The 18,455-nt window shown below is 43.5% G+C and carries 18 protein-coding genes; 1 reads left to right on the top strand and 17 read right to left on the bottom strand.

Features of this window, described 5'->3' with window-relative positions; all coding sequences use genetic code 11:
• Positions 1-213: 213 nt before the first annotated feature.
• The 5 genes from N693_RS0104295 to N693_RS0104275 form a co-directional block, all read right to left on the bottom strand.
• Entirely contained in the window at positions 214-726 is a 513-nt protein-coding gene (locus N693_RS0104295) for an adenine phosphoribosyltransferase (RefSeq protein ID WP_025783542.1), read from the bottom strand.
• The gene (recJ, locus tag N693_RS0104290; RefSeq protein ID WP_025783541.1) at positions 717-3,068 is read right to left on the bottom strand and encodes a single-stranded-DNA-specific exonuclease RecJ; all 2,352 of its coding nucleotides are present in this window, start codon (positions 3,066-3,068) and stop codon (positions 717-719) included. The genes N693_RS0104295 and recJ overlap by 10 nt, the downstream gene beginning before the upstream one ends.
• Positions 3,069-3,190: 122 nt before the next feature.
• Positions 3,191-3,517 (bottom strand): lipopolysaccharide assembly LapA domain-containing protein, encoded by a 327-nt coding sequence (locus N693_RS0104285; RefSeq protein WP_025783540.1) that lies wholly within the window; start codon positions 3,515-3,517, stop codon positions 3,191-3,193.
• Positions 3,518-3,647: 130 nt separating this feature from the next.
• A complete protein-coding gene (gene secDF / locus N693_RS0104280; protein ID WP_025783539.1) occupies positions 3,648-5,924 on the bottom strand; it encodes a protein translocase subunit SecDF in 2,277 nt (758 codons plus the stop codon).
• Between the two features lie 117 nt (positions 5,925-6,041).
• Positions 6,042-6,359 (bottom strand): post-transcriptional regulator, encoded by a 318-nt coding sequence (locus N693_RS0104275; RefSeq protein WP_025783538.1) that lies wholly within the window; start codon positions 6,357-6,359, stop codon positions 6,042-6,044.
• 100 nt (positions 6,360-6,459) lie between these two features.
• Between N693_RS0104275 and N693_RS0104270 the strand changes: the two genes are divergently transcribed.
• Positions 6,460-7,980 (top strand): polysaccharide biosynthesis protein, encoded by a 1,521-nt coding sequence (locus tag N693_RS0104270; RefSeq protein ID WP_025783537.1) that lies wholly within the window; start codon positions 6,460-6,462, stop codon positions 7,978-7,980.
• On the opposite strand, the gene N693_RS0104265 is transcribed toward N693_RS0104270, so the two are convergent.
• The 12 genes from N693_RS0104265 to N693_RS19600 form a co-directional block, all read right to left on the bottom strand.
• Positions 7,971-8,612, bottom strand: a complete 642-nt coding sequence (locus N693_RS0104265; RefSeq protein ID WP_025783536.1) for a DUF421 domain-containing protein — start codon at positions 8,610-8,612, stop codon at positions 7,971-7,973. The two genes, N693_RS0104270 and N693_RS0104265, sit on opposite strands and share 10 nt — an antisense overlap.
• A gap of 112 nt (positions 8,613-8,724) precedes the next feature.
• Entirely contained in the window at positions 8,725-9,000 is a 276-nt protein-coding gene (yajC, locus tag N693_RS0104260; protein WP_025783535.1) for a preprotein translocase subunit YajC, read from the bottom strand.
• 37 nt (positions 9,001-9,037) lie between these two features.
• Positions 9,038-10,177 (bottom strand): tRNA guanosine(34) transglycosylase Tgt, encoded by a 1,140-nt coding sequence (gene tgt / locus N693_RS0104255; RefSeq protein ID WP_025783534.1) that lies wholly within the window; start codon positions 10,175-10,177, stop codon positions 9,038-9,040.
• The gene (gene queA, locus N693_RS0104250; RefSeq protein ID WP_025783533.1) at positions 10,177-11,229 is read right to left on the bottom strand and encodes a tRNA preQ1(34) S-adenosylmethionine ribosyltransferase-isomerase QueA; all 1,053 of its coding nucleotides are present in this window, start codon (positions 11,227-11,229) and stop codon (positions 10,177-10,179) included. Before queA ends, tgt begins: the two co-directional genes overlap by 1 nt.
• Before the next feature lie 28 nt (positions 11,230-11,257).
• Positions 11,258-12,262: a Holliday junction branch migration DNA helicase RuvB gene (ruvB, locus tag N693_RS0104245; protein WP_025783532.1), complete on the bottom strand. Its 1,005-nt coding sequence runs from the start codon at positions 12,260-12,262 to the stop codon at positions 11,258-11,260.
• Between the two features lie 46 nt (positions 12,263-12,308).
• On the bottom strand, positions 12,309-12,917 hold the full coding sequence (gene ruvA, locus N693_RS0104240; protein WP_025783531.1) for a Holliday junction branch migration protein RuvA: 609 nt from the start codon (positions 12,915-12,917) through the stop codon (positions 12,309-12,311).
• Positions 12,918-13,031: 114 nt separating this feature from the next.
• Entirely contained in the window at positions 13,032-13,919 is an 888-nt protein-coding gene (locus tag N693_RS18885) for an aminoglycoside phosphotransferase family protein (protein ID WP_025783530.1), read from the bottom strand.
• Between the two features lie 6 nt (positions 13,920-13,925).
• Positions 13,926-15,047, bottom strand: coding sequence for a SafA/ExsA family spore coat assembly protein (gene safA / locus N693_RS19605; protein ID WP_025783529.1), 1,122 nt, complete (start codon positions 15,045-15,047; stop codon positions 13,926-13,928).
• A 140-nt stretch (positions 15,048-15,187) separates the two neighbouring features.
• Entirely contained in the window at positions 15,188-16,072 is an 885-nt protein-coding gene (gene pheA, locus N693_RS0104225; protein WP_025783528.1) for a prephenate dehydratase, read from the bottom strand.
• A 15-nt stretch (positions 16,073-16,087) separates the two neighbouring features.
• Complete coding sequence (locus N693_RS0104220) at positions 16,088-16,543, bottom strand: ACT domain-containing protein (protein WP_025783527.1); 456 nt, start codon at positions 16,541-16,543, stop codon at positions 16,088-16,090.
• 35 nt (positions 16,544-16,578) lie between these two features.
• Positions 16,579-17,871 carry a GTPase ObgE gene (gene obgE / locus N693_RS0104215; RefSeq protein ID WP_025783526.1) on the bottom strand — a complete coding sequence of 431 codons (1,293 nt, stop codon included), beginning with the start codon at positions 17,869-17,871 and terminating at the stop codon, positions 16,579-16,581.
• An 11-nt stretch (positions 17,872-17,882) separates the two neighbouring features.
• Entirely contained in the window at positions 17,883-18,407 is a 525-nt protein-coding gene (locus N693_RS19600; RefSeq protein ID WP_025783525.1) for a Spo0B domain-containing protein, read from the bottom strand.
• Positions 18,408-18,455: the final 48 nt, after the last annotated feature.

Genomic DNA, 18,455 nt, shown 5'->3' with positions numbered 1-18,455 from the left:
TTCAAGCAATTTCCGAAAAAATAAACATACCTCTATTGTATGGCGAAAATAGAAGATTTGTAAAGAAATGAATTCAAGGAGTTTCGTCACTGTGTCGAAAGCATGTCTGAACCTGTCAAATAATTTTTCAAATTTAAGAATTTTTTTAGTTAGTCATATATTATTTCTGATAAAACAAAAACTCCCCCGCGAAAATTGCGGAGGAGAGAAAAATTAGTATTTCATTAGGGAAAGAATATTGTGGTTTTCCAGTTTTCTCCGTCCATCCAAGTAAGTGAGTTCAATAAGGAATGCACAGCCTGCAACGACCCCACCTAGCTTTTCAACAAGTTCAACTGTAGCGCCAACTGTTCCGCCTGTAGCAAGAAGGTCGTCCACTACGAGAACGCGTTGTCCTGGTTTGATGGCATCTTTATGGATGGTTAGTTGGTCAACACCGTATTCTAAATCGTAATTGACTGCAATCGTTTCGCGAGGTAATTTACCTGGTTTGCGAACCGGTGCAAAACCGATTTCAAGTGCATAAGCAACTGGACATCCGATGATGAATCCACGAGCTTCAGGCCCCACAATAAGTTCAGCACCCATTTCTTTTGCATACTCCACGATTTGGTCAGTCGCATACTTGTAAGCTTCTCCATTATCCATGATTGTTGTAATATCTTTAAAGCTAATCCCTTTTTTCGGATAATCGGGAACTACTGTTACGAATTGTTTCAAGTCCATACTGTTTCCTCCTTGACGGCTATCTCCTGATGCACCTTTTGAAACCATTGCTTAAGCTCATGGTAAGGGGCATACAGCATCCGTTCTTCCATTTCAATCTGTCTTTTCCGTTCTTGGTAAGCAGGTGCATCGGCAAGATCCTTCTTGCCTGCTGTTGGTTCGATATAAACAACACCATTCTCTATCTTAACAAATCCTAAATCAAAAAACACTCTCGACATGAAATAAATTGTATCTAATTTCCAACCTTTGTGTTTAGCTAGCTGATCGGCTTGTGCGGATAAATCGAATGTACCCCGCTTTTTCAAAAAGCTGAAGTACCATCCAAACTCTGTTCGATCCGGAATGCCATCAAAATACCGCGAATCCGGTGCATAGAAATGAGCATATATCCGGCCTGGATCGTACTCACTTAATAACAACTCGAGCTGTTCTTGTTGTTCAGGCATATCTAGTAACACAACGTGTTCTATCGTTCCATCTACCTGTCGCTCGTCATACAACTTGATTTCTCTTCCTTGAAGAATCGGCAGGAAGTGAGTTTTCGTTTGAGGTTGGAACGCAATATAGAGAGTATTTTCCTTAGGAATTGTATGAATCCAGCGAAGCGGATCACGGATTCCTCTCAAATCGAACACTTGACGCTCATCAGAACGGATATCTTGGAGTAAGATTTGAGGCTTTTTAAAATTATTCCATTCATTCACCTGCAAATCCCCTGTCACCATCAGAGACATACCCTGTGTCATTTCATCTGCAAGTTCTCCAGAACCAAAGCTGATCGCATCCAATTTACTCGCACCATCTTCTAGTTCAAGTTTCAAATGGTTTTTTGCAGACCCGATTTTCCTGATGGAACCGACTGTAATTTGTTCGATCATATACATCGGTTTAGGGAAGGCCATTCCAAAAGGACGTAACTGTTCCAATGATTCTAATACTTCCACTTCAATTTCATCGATTGTCAGCGGGACGTCAATTTGAACAGTCGCGATGAGCTGGTCATCTGTTAACACCTGTCCTGCTTGTTCATTCAGCCGGTCTCGTAGGACGTCTACATCCGTTAGGGCAAGCGTCATACCTGCAGCCATTGCATGGCCACCGAAGTGTGGAAGTAATTCTTTGTTTTTTGAGAGTTCCTGGTAAAGGTCAAAGCCTTCTATACTGCGTGCAGATCCTTTTACAGTTTCAGCAACTGAGTCAATTGACAGGATAATTGAAGGCCGATGGAATTTCTCGGTTATTCGGGAAGCGACGATTCCAATAACCCCCGGATTCCACCCTTCCTTAGCTAGAACAAATACATGTGGAATAGCTGATCCATAATGTTCTTCAATCATTGCGAGCGCTTCTTCTGTAATTCCATTGACGAGGGCTTGCCGCTCTTTGTTAAGGCGGTCCAGTTCGTTTGCGATTCCAGTCGCTACATCACTTTCCTCTGCTTTCAATAGCTCGACAGCAGGGTCTGCATCTCCTAAACGACCTGGTGCATTGAGTCGTGGTCCGACCATGAAGCCGAGCGTCTCTTCCGTAAATTGTCGCTGTTCTGTTCCACCGATTTTCGCCAACGCTTGTATCCCTGGGCGACTCGACATACGAAGACGTCGGACACCTTCTTTTACGAAATACCGGTTTTCATCCAATAGAGGAACTAGGTCTGCTACCGTTCCAATTGCAGCAAATTCCAGTAGATCAAGAGGTGCCTCACCGAGAAGCGCCGTTGCTAGTTTGAACGCAACGCCAACGCCTGCAAGTTCACCAAATGGGTAATTTCCTTCAGGGTGTCTTGGATGAATGACAGCATCTGCCTGAGGTAAGGATTCTCCGATTTCATGGTGATCCGTGATGATTATATCGAGTCCGATCGATTTTGCAAATGCGGTCTGTTCAATACCTGACACTCCATTATCCACTGTAATGATGAGGGACGCGCCCAGATCAGCAATTTCTTGGAACAGCTCGCTGTTTGGACCATAACCGTGTTCAAATCGATTCGGGATGACAAAGGATACATCCGCTCCAATTCTTTCTAACGCCGTTGTTAGGACCGAAACACTGGTTACACCATCTGCATCGTAGTCACCGTAAACAACAATATGCTCGCCGTTCTCTATAGCTGTTTGAATACGGGCTACCGCTTTGTCCATATCATACAAGAGAAAAGGATCATGAAGAACGCTTGCATCTGTCGTTAAAAACTTATTGACTGATTCAGGATCTTGAAACCCACGAGATGCCAAAATTTTCGCATGTAGTGACGGCAATTTCAATTCCGTCATTAACCTTTCAACAAGAGCTTCGTCAGGTCTATGTATCTTCCAATTTTTGTTTGATTTAATCAATGAATTCACTTCCTCAAGGGTATTATACCGGCTGTAGATGATTTCTGAAAGGATTGTATCCGAAAAAAAAACGTCTTTGCGAGCTTTGCAAAGACGCTTGTTGTATTAATTTTTGGCTTTTACTAATCGCTTATGACATCGTTTGCGAGTTCTGGTGTTTTTTGAAGCATCGCGATTTCGTTTTGTTGGTTGGCAATTGTGCCTTCTTTTTCTGTGATTTGTCTTTTCAGTACTTTGACTTCATGTCGTGTTTTAACTGAACGGAAAACTGTAAAAAGTCCACTCGCGAGTGCACCTAGCAGCGCAGAGCCAAGTATGACTAAGACAAGTGGCCAATGGGCTTCTCCGAACACATAGTCGACTGGGACTTTGTCGACGTTGAATACAGCGAATACTGCAATGATGATTGCAAATAATAGTCCGAATAATAGCATCCATTGGGATTTCATAAGCTTTTCCTCCTTTAAATAGAACCATGAACGAAAGTAACGAATTTACGAGCTCGTCTCAATGCATTAAAAAGGCATAAAAAAAACAGGTATACCTAAGTATACCTGTTAAAGGAATCGTTGAAACACATTATACGATAGGTTCGTCGGATCCCCATTGTTTCTTTTCTTTGACAGTGTTGATTTTACCGTTTTTCTTGATTTCACGCTTTTTCAGGTCAAACCAGATTTGAGCGGAAATGTAGATTGATGAATACGTACCAGCAATGAGACCAATCAGCAAAGCGATTGAGAATGGTCGGATTGCATCTGCACCGAATGCAACGAGTGCTACAACGACAATAAGTACAGTCAATACGGTATTCACAGATCGACCGAGTGTTTGGCGAAGTGACTTGTTGATAATGTTCGCCAACTCATTCTCGTTGTCTAGATGACCGATTTTATGAAGGTTTTCACGAATCCGGTCGAACGTGACGATTGTATCGTTGATGGAATATCCGACAATCGTAAGTACCGCTGCGATGAAGGTAATGTCCACTTCCATTCGTAGAATACTGAAGATCGCTATCATGAAGAATACATCATGCAACAGCCCAATAATAGCCGATACACCCATCCGCCATTCAAAACGGAATGCAACGTAGATAATGATTCCAAGTGCTGCGAGTAGCAATGCTTTGATTGCATTTTTTGCTAACTCTTTTCCGACTTTATCGGATACTGTAGAAATATTTGGCTCAGAACCATATTTCGCAGCAACTTTTGTTTTAATGTCGTTCACTTCTTCTTGACTGAACTCGTCTTTGAATCGTGCGACACCAATGTTCTTTTTCTCTCCCGAAATGACGATGTCGTCAGTCGGATAACCGATATCTTTCAGATACGTACTGATTTCATCTTGAGTAACAGCACTTTCCGTTAGAATCTCAGCACGTGTACCACTCGAGAAGTCAATGCCCAAGTTCAACTTAAACACCCCGAGGATGATGGCACCTACGATAAGCAAGACGATTGAAAGTGTATAGAACCGCTTGCGTGAGTGCACAAAGTCGAATCTATCGAACTTCGTTGACAGATCTAAAGTATCCATCTTTTCTTCAGGAGAGTGGACTCGTTTCGGTGAAATTCCGAACCAGCTAGTTTTTCCATCGAAGATTCCACTGTTCACGAGTAACCCAAGCAATAGACGAGATCCCCATACAGCTGTTAAGAAGCTGACAGCAATACTGATAATGAGCATCGTTGCAAATCCTTTAACTGAGCTTGTCCCGAAGATGAATAAAACTACAGCTGCTAGAAGTGTTGTAATGTTGGCATCCAAGATTGCAGTAAATGCTTCTTTTGCTCCTGTTGCAAACGCCGCTTTAATGGAACGCCCGACCCGAAGCTCCTCTTTAATACGCTCATAGGTCAATATGTTCGCATCGACAGCCATACCTACCCCGAGCAGCAAGGCAGCTATACCTGGCAATGTTAATACACCATTAATGAGTGTGAAGACAACCATGATCAAGAAAATGTATACGGAAAGTGAAATTACTGCTACAAGTCCCGGAATACGGTAGTACACGAGCATAAAGATGAAAATCAGTGAAACACCGATAATACCGGCTGTCACCGTTTGGTCCAGGGCCTGCTCCCCGAATTGCGCACCGACCGAGGTCGAATACACTTCTTCAAGATGTACAGGAAGTGCGCCTGCATTCAAAATACCTGCAAGATCTTTTGTCTCTTCAACTGTGAAACTACCGGAAATTTCAACGTTTGATGAATTAATAGTCTGACGTACAGATGGTGCAGAGATGAATCGTGGATCTGGTTTTTTCATTTCTTCTTTGTAAGAATCTTTTCCTTCTTCGAAGTCTAACCAGATGACCATGACGTTTTCAGGCGCTTTAGCAGCGACTTCTGACGTAACTTGAGCAAACTTCGAAGGATCTTTCATCTCTAGTGTAACGACTGGATTACCGCCTTCACCAAAGTTATCTTTCGCTTTACCTGCCTTTAAATCATCCCCGTCAAGCAATAATTTATCATCCGCATCACGGAATGTTAAATTTGCTTGTGTCGATAGTAATTCACGAGCCTTCTTTTGGTCGTCAACGCCAGCAAGCTGGACGCGGATTCGATTGTTGGATTCAATCTGAATACTCGGTTCACTGACACCAAGTACGTCAACCCGGTTACGAAGGGCTTTCGCAGTATCAGCGACGACGTCTTCTGTAATCTTTTGCTTGTTATCTCCTGTTTTCAGTTGTTGAACTTCATACAAGACTTCAAACCCACCTTGTAAGTCCAGACCTAGTTTTACATTTTTTAAAATCGGGTTCGCTGTACTACCGATCGTTGCTGCAAAAATGACGAGCAACAATAAAAAGGCGACCAGCCGTCCTCTTTTCTTCATGATCCATTTCCCCCTCTATATGTGAAGCGGTATTACTGTGTTATGTACGAAAGAAACATCAACACAATAATTATGAGACAGAGAGTCTCTTGTGTCAAATGCTATTCGCTCCACAACCTAATTTTCCAAATTCTTCTTTGGGGAGAGTAAGAGTTGTAACTCATCGCTATTCAAATCTGAAAACCAATCAGAACCCCGTTGCTCTTCAATTTGAGTGTAGGTCATGTATTCTGCTGGTGTGAGTTCCATAACGTCATTGATCAGCTCATACGTCCTCATCTCAGTAATATTTCGCTTTCGCCATTTTTTTTGAACGCAGTATTTCCAAATATCCTTTTCTGTCACAGTTGAATATCCGTAAAAATGGAACTCGTTCATCTTACTTTCAATTGCAGGGCGGACATGGTCAAACAATTGCTCGTATTTGATATCCACTCACTTTCATCCCTTCTTTAATAGAGAGTTGTAAATGTACATGTTTCCGCATACTAATAGTGTATATGAATTGGTTGGACTTGAGAAGGAGTTGTTATCATTGTCTTCATTTATTCGCGGTACAGTAATCCTGATGATTGCCGTTTTCATGACAAAACTACTTGGGTTTGTTTATCGTATTCAATTTATGCGGGTTGCTGGTGAAGAAGCTGTAGGTATTTATATGACTGCATTCCCGGCATTCATCTTTTTCTTATCGCTCGTTCAGCTGGGGATACCGATTGCAATTGCAAAAGTCATAGCCGAACTAAAAGCTAAAGGTGAAAATGCCCGTTTTTCACAAGTTATGCGAACATCCACTTTCATAACAGTGTGTACGGGCTTTATTTTCATTCCACTTTCAATATTATTCGTCCCTTATCTGTCAGGAACGTTACTTGGTAATTCTGCCACTTCCACAACACTTTATGTGGGGATTGCAATAATACCGATAGCTGCTATTGGTGGAATGATTCGTGGTTTTTTTCAAGGTATCGCTCGTTTGGAAGAGACGGCATGGTCGCAAATCATTGAACAATTCATCCGAATTTTACTCATCACTTGGCTACTCCCTTACTTCTTAGTCGATGGAAATGCACCACTAAATGCTGCCATTGCAATGGTAATTACATTACTCGCAGAGGCGGGTTCGGTATTCTATTTATGGCTGAAATACAAAAAACACAAAATAAATACCCCTGCTAGGCGCGACAGGGATGGTCATTATCCGCTTAATCCATTACTTTCTGTTGCATTACCTTCCTCTGGAAGTCGATTATTCGGGACGTTTACATGGTTTTTAGAACCAATCATCTTTTTACGCGCTCTTGCCGTATCGGGAATTACAGCGGCTGCTGCGACTTCACTCTATGGCGTTATTTCAGGAGTGCTGATTCCATTACTGCTATTTCCATCATTTATCTCTTATGCGCTTTCGGTTGTCCTCATTCCCGCAGTAAGTGGTGCTTCTGCATCAGGAAATATTAGTAAGCTTCGGGAACGCATTCATTTATCTCTTCGGCTTTCCGCCCTAACTGGTGCGTTTGCAGCCGCAGTATTTTTCATTCACGGTAAAGAAATGGCAGAATCACTCTTTCATATTACAAAAGGGGCGTCCTATATGGTTATACTCGCCCCGATTTTTTTCTTTTATTACATTCAAAGTCCTTTGTTTTCCATTTTGCAAGCTACAAATGAAGCGAAAGCAGCAATGATGAATTCAGTCTACGGAGGAATTGCTAAATTGGTTGTCATGTTTGTACTTGCTTCACAACCAGGTCTTCAAGAAACTGGCGCTATATTAGCAATTGGATTTGGTGTTCTAATCACCTCGTTCCTACATATTGCAACGTTAAGGAAAAACAGAAAAACCGACACTGGCTTTACAATGTTTGCTCTTCCTTATGCATCGTTCATCATGACTGCAATCATGCGTCCGATTTTTTTACCGATCGGCAATTACAGTCTTTGGATGGATTGTGGAATCACAGTGATCTTTCTCACAATCGTTTTATTTTTTACTGGACAATTGAAGCGCGATGACATTCGTCATTTCAAAAAATTATTTACTCGTCACAAATAAGCTTGTTTTAATTGGACTTTGAGTTCTTCATTCTCAAAGGAACAGTAAAAGACTTTTTTCGGATCCTCTATTCCTTTTTTTCGGAGCTCTTTTACTAACCACTCTTCAGTTTTGTTCTGGATTTTCAGGTGTCGGGCATCTATATATCCATCTGAAATTAACGGAAGAACAGGCGCAGTGTCTTCATACTTAAATACCGCTAAGTTACCAGATGGTTCTAGATACGCAAACGCTACTTCAAAAACCGAACCAATTTCTTTTTCACGTAATTGCTGAAACAAGTCATCTAAATTATAGCGTTGTTTTCGCATCTCTTCTTCTAATATTATTCCATCTCTAATAATTACACTCGTATCCCCGTCAACTATGTCTCGGAACTTCTTATTTTTCAACGAAATATAAGACGACACAAACTGAATGACGAGCAAAATGAGCATGGGAAGAATGGAGTTAATGAGCTTTTCGTCTGGTGAGTCGAGTGCAAATGCTGCCACTTCTGCGATAATGACAAAAACGACAATATCGATAACACTTAATTCACCGACCTCTCTTTTTCCCATCAACCGAAGGATGAGAACTATGAGCGCATACAGAAATAATGTGCGAAATCCAATAATAACTAAATCATGCATGACTACATCCTCCTTTTTCGTTCGTAGCTTGCCCACAACTGGAGTCGCTTAAACGAAAAAGGCATAAAAATAGACCTGCCCATAAACCTGGCAGGTCTCTTCAATTTCAGTATTAAATAGCGGTTGAGCTATCTGTAACTCGACCGACAGCTTGACGATCGAATTGCAATACAGCGCCGTCTGCAGTTTTCAAAAATACAGAAGTTTCGTCGACTGCGTCGATTGTCCCGTGTAATCCACCGATTGTCACGACACTATCTCCACGCTTCAAGCTTGTCTGCATTTCTTTTGTTGCTTTCTGACGTTTTTGTGCCGGACGAATCAGCAAAAACCACATAATTGCGATCATCGCTACGAACGGCAACAAATTCACTAAAGTTGCACTCATCTAAAATCCCCCCCCTACTTAAACTAGTATACAAGAATTAAAAGTTTTTTGCATTTGGTTTGTTGAAACCATATTGTTCGAAAAACTCTTCACGGAAGTCACCAAGACGATCATTCCGGATTGCATCCCGTACTTGCTCCATTAAATTGAGCAAAAAGTACAAGTTATGATATGACGCGAGTCGCAGACCAAAAGTTTCATTACATTTAATTAGGTGACGAACGTATGCGCGACTATAGTTTTTACATGTATGACAATCGCAATTTTCATCGATTGGACCAAAGTCTTTTTCATATTTTGCGTTCTTGATGACAACACGTCCGTTACTTGTCATCAACGTACCGTTGCGGGCAATTCGTGTCGGCAAGACGCAGTCAAACATATCCACGCCACGGATTGCACCGTCAATGAGTGAATCCGGTGAGCCAACTCCCATTAAGTAACGAGGCTTGTCAGCAGGCAATAACGGTGTTGTGAATTCAAGCACACGGTTCATAATATCTTTTGGTTCACCAACCGATAGTCCGCCAATCGCGTAACCTGGGAAATCAAGTGACGTCAGATCTTTCGCACTTTGTTTACGCAGTTCTTCAAATTCGCCACCTTGTACAATTCCGAACAGTCCTTGATCGTTAGGACGCTGATGCGCAGTAAGGCATCGCTCTGCCCAGCGAGAAGTCCGCTCGACACTCGCTTTCATATACTCAAAAGTAGCTGGGAAAGGTGGGCATTCATCAAATGCCATCATGATGTCGGAACCGAGTGCGTTTTGGATGTCCATCGCTTTTTCAGGACTTAGGAAAAGCTTGCTTCCGTTCAAATGGTGTCTGAAGTGAACGCCCTCTTCTTCAATTTTACGCATATCACTCAACGAAAACACTTGGAATCCGCCTGAATCCGTTAGAATCGGCCGATCCCAGTTCATGAATTTATGAAGACCGCCTGCTTCACGGATAATTTCATGTCCCGGACGAAGCCATAAGTGATACGTATTGCTCAAAATGATTCCAGCACCGATCTCTTTTAACTCTTCAGGAGACATTGTTTTCACTGTCGCCATCGTTCCAACTGGCATGAACGCCGGTGTTTCGAACGAGCCGTGTGGTGTGTGGACAATTCCTAGTCGTGCTCCTGTTTGTTTACATGTTTTAATATGTTCGTACGTAACTGCTGGCATTATTCGTTCTCCTTCTTTCTTGACGGTCGGATGAACATCGCATCTCCAAAACTGAAGAATCGATACTCTTCTTCGATCGCCTGGTGATAGGCATTTAAAATATATTCTCGAGTAGAAAGTGCGGACACAAGCATGACGAGTGTCGATTTTGGCAAGTGGAAGTTCGTAATGAGCCCATCTACCCCTTTAAATTCGTAACCCGGGAAAATGAAGATGGACGTCCATCCAGAACCTGCAACAATCTTGCCATCATTTTCGCTTGCTATGGTTTCTAACGTGCGCGTTGACGTTGTACCAACTGCAATCACACGTCCACCGGCTTCTTTCGTACGATTAATAGCAGAAGCCGTTTCCTCGGTCACTTGGTAGTACTCCGCATGCATTTCATGATCTTCTATCGAATCTACGCTAACAGGACGGAATGTTCCGAGACCTACGTGTAAGGTGATGAATTCTACTCCAACGCCTTTAGCTCGCAGTTCATCTAAAATTTCTTCCGTGAAATGCAATCCTGCAGTTGGAGCAGCTGCAGAACCACGCTCTTTAGCAAACACAGTTTGGTAGCGTGATTGATCATCTAACGATTCCGTAATATACGGAGGTAGCGGCATTTTGCCAAGAGCATCCAGTAGCTCATAGAAAATACCTTCATACGTAAACTTAAATGTGCGGCCGCCTTGATCGGCAACACCGATACACTCTGCAGTCAAACGACCGTCACCAAACGTAATGACCGTTCCAGGCTTAACTCGCTTCGCAGGCTTGACGAGTGTTTCCCATTCATTGTCACCAGTTTCTTTCAGTAATAGTACTTCGATGGAAGCACCGGTTTCTTCTTTTACACCAATCAACCGAGCTGGTAGCACCTTCGTGTCATTCAGTACAAGCATATCGCCTGTTTCTAGTTCATCGACAATTGCACGAAAGTGTTTATGTGCAACTTCTCCTGTTTCACTATTCAACACAAGCATCCGACTTGCAGTTCTATCTGCGAGTGGTGTTTGTGCTATTAACCGTTGTGGTAAGTCAAAGTCAAAATCATGTACATCCATTCCATCTAATCTCCTTAATGTCGTAAAGTCAGCGTTGCTCGGGCAGTGGATAACCAAAGTGTTCATACGCCAAATGTGTCGCTATTCTTCCACGTGGGGTCCTTTGAATGAACCCGATTTGTAATAGATAGGGTTCGTAGACGTCTTCGAGTGTGACCGACTCTTCACCGATACTTGCGGCAAGAGTCTCCAATCCAACTGGTCCACCTCGAAAGCGTTCGATCATTCCAGTCATTAACTTATGATCGATGTGGTCAAGCCCATGTGAATCCACTTGCAGCATTTCCAGAGCTTCTTTTGCGATGTTGAGAGAAATTGTACCATTGCCACGCACTTGCGCATAGTCTCTCACCCTACGAAGCAGACGATTTGAAATACGTGGAGTCCCTCTTGACCTGCGTGCAATTTCTACAGCCGCTTGGTCTTCAATTTTCACATCGAACAACCCTGCACTCCTAATGACAATTTCCTGTAGCGGATCAATGCCATAGTATTCAAGACGTAACGGAACGCCGAACCGATCCCGAAGCGGTGCAGAAAGTGACCCTGCACGCGTCGTTGCCCCGATTAAAGTAAACGGGGGCAAGTCGAGACGTATCGATTTAGCAGAAGGTCCTTTTCCAACGACGATATCGAGACAAAAGTCTTCCATTGCAGGATACAATACTTCTTCAATCGCTCGATTCAACCGATGAATTTCATCGATAAATAATACATCCCCTGGCTCAAGTGACGAAACGACCGCCGCCAAATCACCGGGACGTTCAATCGCTGGACCGCTCGTCATGCGAAGGTTGACACCCATCTCATTCGCAATAACAGCAGCGAGCGTCGTCTTCCCTAGCCCTGGTGGTCCATATAATAGCACGTGGTCCAAACTTTCGCTTCGTCCCCGCGCTGCCTCTATGAAAATTGACAAATTGTCCTTTACTTGCTCTTGTCCTATATATTGCGCTAACCGTTGCGGGCGCAGTGATTGCTCAAATCCTTCATCAAAATCCGAAAGTTCACTTGAAAGTACGCGTGAATCCATTGTTCTCCCTCCTTTTCCAACCGTGCACAAAATTCACGGGCTTTCTCTACTGCTGTTTAAGCAATAATTGAAGTGCTCGTTTCATATAACCTTCTGTCGATAACTCTTCTTTCTCGAGTGCTTTTTTCACTTTCGCTATTTCCCTTGCTGAATAACCTAGCGCTTCAAGTGCAAGCATCGCTTCTTCAAGCGCCCCGTTTTCTGTGAGAGTGAATAGTGTATTGCCATCATCTTCTGGCATGTCCAACTCGGTGAAGAGATCCACCAATTTGCCTTTCAAATCCAAAATCATTTGGCGAGCTGTCTTCTTACCTACACCTGGGAACTGAACAAGGAACGCCTCGTCTTCACGCTCGATTGCGCTGATCACTTGTGATGGAATACCACTTGAAAGTATGGCAAGTGCCCCCTTAGGACCGATTCCTGATACCGTGATCAGTTTTCTAAAAAGTTCTCTCTGCTCTAATGATAGAAAACCCATAAGCAACTGAGCATCTTCCCGCACATGGTGGTGAATGAAGATTTGTTGTTCTGTTTCCGTCACATGAAATGCATAGGGATTCGGTGTTAACACTTGAAAACCGATTCCTCCATTTTCAATCGTAATATATTCTGGTGTCACTCGGGTAACGAACCCTTTTATGTAATCATACAATGCCACTTACCCCCTAGAGTCTTATCTTCAAGTATACCACACGATTCCGCAATATCGCGCTGTCTAACTACCAAAAAGAACTGCCAGACGTATTACATACGACTTAGGCAGTCCTTATGGGAAGTAGCGATCGTGTTCAAGTAAGTTGTTTGAAAATCGACAGAGTTCTGGCCATCGGATCAATGCCTGTTCAGTAAATGGGATGAGCTGCTTGGCTAAGGTCTGTTGACGTTCTTCAGGAAGTGTCGTCAAATACGACCACTCACGGAGCAATTCATTTGGATACTGTAGCATGGCAATTGCCTGCTGGCCGAGAACTTGCAACCTAGGTTCTTCATCAAACAATAACTTCGCATTGTAATTGACTTTCGGAAGCACTCGATGCAGCCATAATGCAATTTCTACATCAGGATGACCCGTGCATGCTAAGTCGAAGTCTATTAAAGAGACATTTCCCTCAGACGTTATTAATAGATTATGATGGACCACATCTCCGTGAAGAAGCGTATGAGGCACTTCTCGGGCAGTTGAGGTTAGTAAGCGTGCGAGAGCTTGCTCGCTATACCTTTCAATATTACCAAAGGCATCTTCCCCTAAAAAAGAAACGATTGTATGGCGTTTGTTGAGAAACCTCTCCAGTCGCCAACTCCATTTATCCAATAATGTGTACGTTTGTAAAAACGGAAGCGATTCCCAGTCCACAATAGCTTCCGTCTCGTGGAGGGCATCCAATGCTGTTAAGGAAGCCCTCCGATCAGATTGTTTTCTAAAATCCACTGGGATGGCATCCGTTAACCAAGGCTGGACGACAATGTGTGCATTTCCTTTTTCCGTAACTGGCGCACAAAAAGGATACTCCACTGTCTGCAGCAGTTCATGTATTTTCCTGATTTTGATGGCATCCCTAACATCCGCATAGCGCTTTACCGAATATTCTTTTCCCTCTTCTTCTAATCGCCATACATTATCTTTAATGCGAGAAAATTTCTTTTCAACTTCCACGGTCGATCAATACGAACCAATTTGGTTTTGCCCATAGTTTCCTTGCGGCGGATAACTCATTTGCGGATAGCCACCATAATAAGGATGTATTCCCATCATCGGCATTCCGTAATACGGAGTGGGCGACATGCTTGAACCACAAGACGAACATAAATGCATGTATTGCGGATGTTGTGCAGCTTGAATACCTTGCATTGGAACTTGCTGATTGCTCGGGTACTGCTGTGCATATCCTTGTTGTGGCAGCTGTTGCGGTACATACCCCTGTTCAGGCGGACAGTACGCAGGCGGTGATAAGTCAAAAGTGGATGACTCGATATTGGGCATTTGAACATTTTGAGGTTCCCACATTTTCATGCTGTCGCAATGATTAGGCGACACTCCCGGTCCTTGACCAGCCATAATCGGTGATTCATCTTTACATTCTGATACCTCAGGTTGCATGTTCCATGGTGGTTGTACAGGTACCTGTGGCATCATCGGTGGTGCCATCGGTTGATGCATATGATGTTGCATCGGATGTGCGCATGGATGACAGTCTGCATCATAAATCGGCATCCAACCACACGGAATGCCAATGAACATCGGGTGAACCATTGGTTGTGGCTGCATTGGTGGCACTGGTGGTGCTGGTGGTGCCTCGCAGATTGGTGATTCCGGTTTCGGCATCGGTTTCACTTCCGGCTTCGGTGGTGCTGGCGGTGGTTTCGGCATCGGTTGTGGCTTCACTTCAGGCTTTGGTTGTGGTTTTGGTTGCGGCTTCACCTCTGGCTTTGGTGCAGGTTTTGGCGGCGGTGGTGGCATCGGTGCCGGTTTCTGTGGTGGAGGTGTTGGTTTTGGAATTGGTGGTACTGGTGGCACAGGTTTCATTGGCTTCTCATAATGTTGCGGATGCTTTTCATGAGGTTGCGGATGCTTCTCGTGTTGCTGAGGATGTTTTTCCTTTCCCCCGTGCTTTTCAGGATGTTTAGTTCCCTTCCCCTCAGGAAGAAAAATTTTCATGCCGGGCACAATATAGTCAGGATTGGCTAAATGTGCATTCACCTTTTTCAGTTCTTCAAACGAAATTCCATATTGACGCGCTATTTTCCAAAGCGTGTCACCTTTTACAACGATATGGACATTCACTCTGTAAAGTCCCCCTTCCATCGACTCATCATATGAACGGGTGCCCGGATATGTGACCATTCACATTATCCGTCACCTTCTCTTTCAACTATACGAATTAGGAGAGGTAAATAGTACTTCTACAAAAAAATACCTGCCGATTACTTTCCGGCAGGTGTTTGTTGGTTATATGTGCTATACGATCCGAACGACGATACATCACAACGAAGTGCTTTTAGTTCTTCCATTGCACCTTTCATCATCGGATGATCTTCCGTTTCCGCAACGTCTATTATAAAAAAGTAATTTCCGAGACCCGTTTTTAATGGACGGGACTCAATTTTACTTAAATTCAACCTACGCCATGAAAATACTGACAAAATTTGATGAAGCATACCAGGCTGATCATCTTCCGGCAACTTGATCATAAGGGTAGTTTTCGGAACTCCTGCACCTTCATAAGCTAACGTTTCTTTACGTAATGATAAGACAACAAACCGGGTATGATTAAAATGAAAATCATGAATCGAATTTTCAGCAATATGAAGTCCATATGTATCTGCAGCGAGCTGGTTTCCAATCGCCGCTATCGGAAGTTCCGGATGCTCAGACACGTACTTTGCAGCTGCTGCAGTTGAAGACGTCTGCATGAGTGGAACTCTTCTAAAGTGATATTGCAAGTATTTATGACATTGTGCGAGCGCATGAGGATGAGAGTGAATCGACGCAAGCGACTCCACTGCATCCGCTTGTTTTGGATGCACCATCAGATGCTGTTGGATAGGAGTAGAGAGTTCAGCATTAATGAACAAATCACTCCCATGAAACAAGTAGTCAATCGTTAACGGAACAGATCCTTCCAAAGCATTTTCGAGCGGTACAATCGCATAGGCTACCCGTCCATCGGTCACGGCTTCTATGCAATCTGGAATCGATGGAAACGGGATCAGTCCATCCTTACCAAAAAAGTCTGTAGCTGCAATATGTGTAAAAGACGCTTCAGGTCCTAAATAAGCAACACTCGGTTTTAAAGATTCATGTTTCATCGACTAGTTCTCCTCTCACAATGCGCCTGAACTGACCAAGTGAACCGAATCGACAAAACTCGGCCCATTCAACTTGTGGATGAACGCCTCCATCGAGAGGTTCATCTCAGTTACGTCCAGCGACAACGTAATGTTCGCCCGTCCTTGCACGGGTATGGTTTGGTGAATCGTCAACACATTACAGTGTGATATCGAAATAAGCTCCAACAGAACTGCAAGTGAACCTTTCAAGTCTTCCAATTGGATGAATACCGTCAGTACCCGTTCTCGCGCAATCGCTTCAAACGGGTAGACTGCATCTTTATATTTATAAAATGCGCTTCTTGATAATCCAACTCGAGTAGTCGCTTCTTGAATCGTTGCTGCTTCCCCTGATACAAGAAGACGCTTCGCTTCAAGCATTTTTTGCATCGACTCTGTCAGGACATCCTCCCGCACCAAATAGAATTGGTCTTCACCCAACTGCTTCATCGTCAATCCCCCTGCAGCCGTCAGCCGGCTCTTCTTTACTCAATAAATTCAAACTCAAAATCAAGTAGACGGACGATATCGCCGTTTTCCGCACCTCGTTCACGCAAAGCATCGTCAACGCCCATACCTCGCATTTGACGACCAAATTTACGTACAGATTGGTCGAAGTTGAAATCGGTCATCTTGAACAATCGCTCGATTGCATATCCAGACAATACGTAAGCCCCATCATCATCTCGTGTGATTTTGAAATCAGGTGTTTCCGGTTCGTATTTGTAAAGAACTGAGTGTTCTTCTTCTGTTTCTTCCACTTCATGCATAGGAAATTCAGATGTCACTTCTAGTAAGTCTGCAATCGCAAACAATAGTGAATCTAATCCAGTTCGCGTAATTGCTGAAATCGGGAAGATTTTATGGTCAGTTTCCCCAAGTTTTTCTTTGAATGCTTGAAGGTTTTCTTCAGCATCTGGCATGTCCATTTTGTTCGCTACAATGATTTGAGGACGTTCCATTAGACGCAAATTGTATTGCTCAAGCTCAGCGTTAATGGTTTCGAAATCTTCAAACGGATCCCTGCCTTCCAAGCCTGACATATCAATAACGTGCACGATGACACGTGTCCGTTCAATATGACGTAAAAACTGATGTCCAAGGCCAACCCCTTCGTGAGCACCTTGGATAAGCCCTGGCAAATCTGCCATGACGAATGTCCGGTGGTCTTCTGTCTCAACAAGACCTAAGTTAGGAACGAGTGTTGTAAAGTGATAATCAGCGATTTTAGGCTTCGCTGCTGAAAGTACAGATAGAAGAGTGGATTTCCCGACACTTGGGAATCCGACAAGTCCTACATCTGCGAGCACTTTTAGTTCCAGCATGATTTCGCGCTCTACCCCAGGTTCTCCTTTTTCAGAGAGCTCAGGAGCCGTGTTTTGAGGAGTAACAAAGCGACTGTTACCACGCCCTCCGCGTCCTCCACGTGCGATGACCGCAGTTTGCCCATCTTCTACTAAATCTGCAATGATCTCTTTTGTCTCTATATCCGTCACCACTGTACCCGGTGGAACTTTAACAACCATACTCGTGCCACGAGCACCATGTTGGTTTTTGTTGGCACCATGTTCTCCTCGCGGCGCTTTAAAATGACGCTGATAACGGAAATCCATCAATGTCCGTAACCCTTCGTCTACGATGAATGTAACGTCTCCACCATTCCCACCGTCTCCACCCGATGGTCCACCGAATGCAATATATTTTTCACGACGGAACGCAACGATTCCATCGCCACCGTTACCGCCTTTAACGTAAACTTTTACCTGATCGACAAACATGTAATTTCCTCCTAGTGTCCACGGATCGTGAACGTCCAATACTCATTTTCTATAGACAGTTTTGCTGTCCAGTCTTTCTCTTGTACATCATTCCATACAATCGGCGCAGTTTGTCCGGGAAGCGAAAGTGAAACTTCCCACTCGTCGCTAGTGGTCGTCACTAAAATGTTGACCATGCAATCAGTATAAGGATCTGCACCTTTTATAAGTTGCTGGAAAACGTCGTCCAATACAGCAACAATTGGCTGATCGTCTGCTTTTCGTGCAAATTTTTTATGCACAATTGTCGTTTTTAATTGTTTGGAGAACGCCGAATAGTTCCAGTCAAAAGTTAAGATCCACGTTTCTAGTGCTGGCATGTCTAGTCCACTTAGTTGGGAATCGTTACGCATACATTCTGTTGCTTCCAGAAGTTTGCGCCGTGCTTCGGGGACATTATTGAGGTCCATATGCATGAGGATGAGCTGCAACTCATTTAAAAAGTCATGTCGGGCGAATTTCATCGCATCCCGGACAGTCAACTCCGATTTCTTCATTCTCTTCACCACCTGCAGTTTCGTTCTTTACAGTATAGCATTTTGAGG

The organism is Sporosarcina sp. D27, assembly GCF_000586555.1.
Lineage (GTDB): Bacteria > Bacillota > Bacilli > Bacillales_A > Planococcaceae > Sporosarcina.
The sequence above is the reverse complement of the archived record's forward strand: the minus strand, read 5'-3'. Positions and strand labels throughout refer to the sequence as shown.

Coding starts and splice junctions, on each gene's coding strand:
- queA (WP_025783533.1), bottom strand. CDS start 11,229: ATGGATGTACATGATTTTGACTTTGACTTACCACAACGGTTAATAGCA.
- ruvB (WP_025783532.1), bottom strand. CDS start 12,262: ATGGATTCACGCGTACTTTCAAGTGAACTTTCGGATTTTGATGAAGGA.
- pheA (WP_025783528.1), bottom strand. CDS start 16,072: ATGAAACATGAATCTTTAAAACCGAGTGTTGCTTATTTAGGACCTGAA.
- N693_RS19600 (WP_025783525.1), bottom strand. CDS start 18,407: ATGAAGAAATCGGAGTTGACTGTCCGGGATGCGATGAAATTCGCCCGA.
- N693_RS0104265 (WP_025783536.1), bottom strand. CDS start 8,612: ATGCATGATTTAGTTATTATTGGATTTCGCACATTATTTCTGTATGCG.
- N693_RS0104295 (WP_025783542.1), bottom strand. CDS start 726: ATGGACTTGAAACAATTCGTAACAGTAGTTCCCGATTATCCGAAAAAA.
- N693_RS0104220 (WP_025783527.1), bottom strand. CDS start 16,543: ATGAAGCAGTTGGGTGAAGACCAATTCTATTTGGTGCGGGAGGATGTC.
- secDF (WP_025783539.1), bottom strand. CDS start 5,924: ATGAAGAAAAGAGGACGGCTGGTCGCCTTTTTATTGTTGCTCGTCATT.
- N693_RS0104285 (WP_025783540.1), bottom strand. CDS start 3,517: ATGAAATCCCAATGGATGCTATTATTCGGACTATTATTTGCAATCATC.
- yajC (WP_025783535.1), bottom strand. CDS start 9,000: ATGAGTGCAACTTTAGTGAATTTGTTGCCGTTCGTAGCGATGATCGCA.
- tgt (WP_025783534.1), bottom strand. CDS start 10,177: ATGCCAGCAGTTACGTACGAACATATTAAAACATGTAAACAAACAGGA.
- obgE (WP_025783526.1), bottom strand. CDS start 17,871: ATGTTTGTCGATCAGGTAAAAGTTTACGTTAAAGGCGGTAACGGTGGC.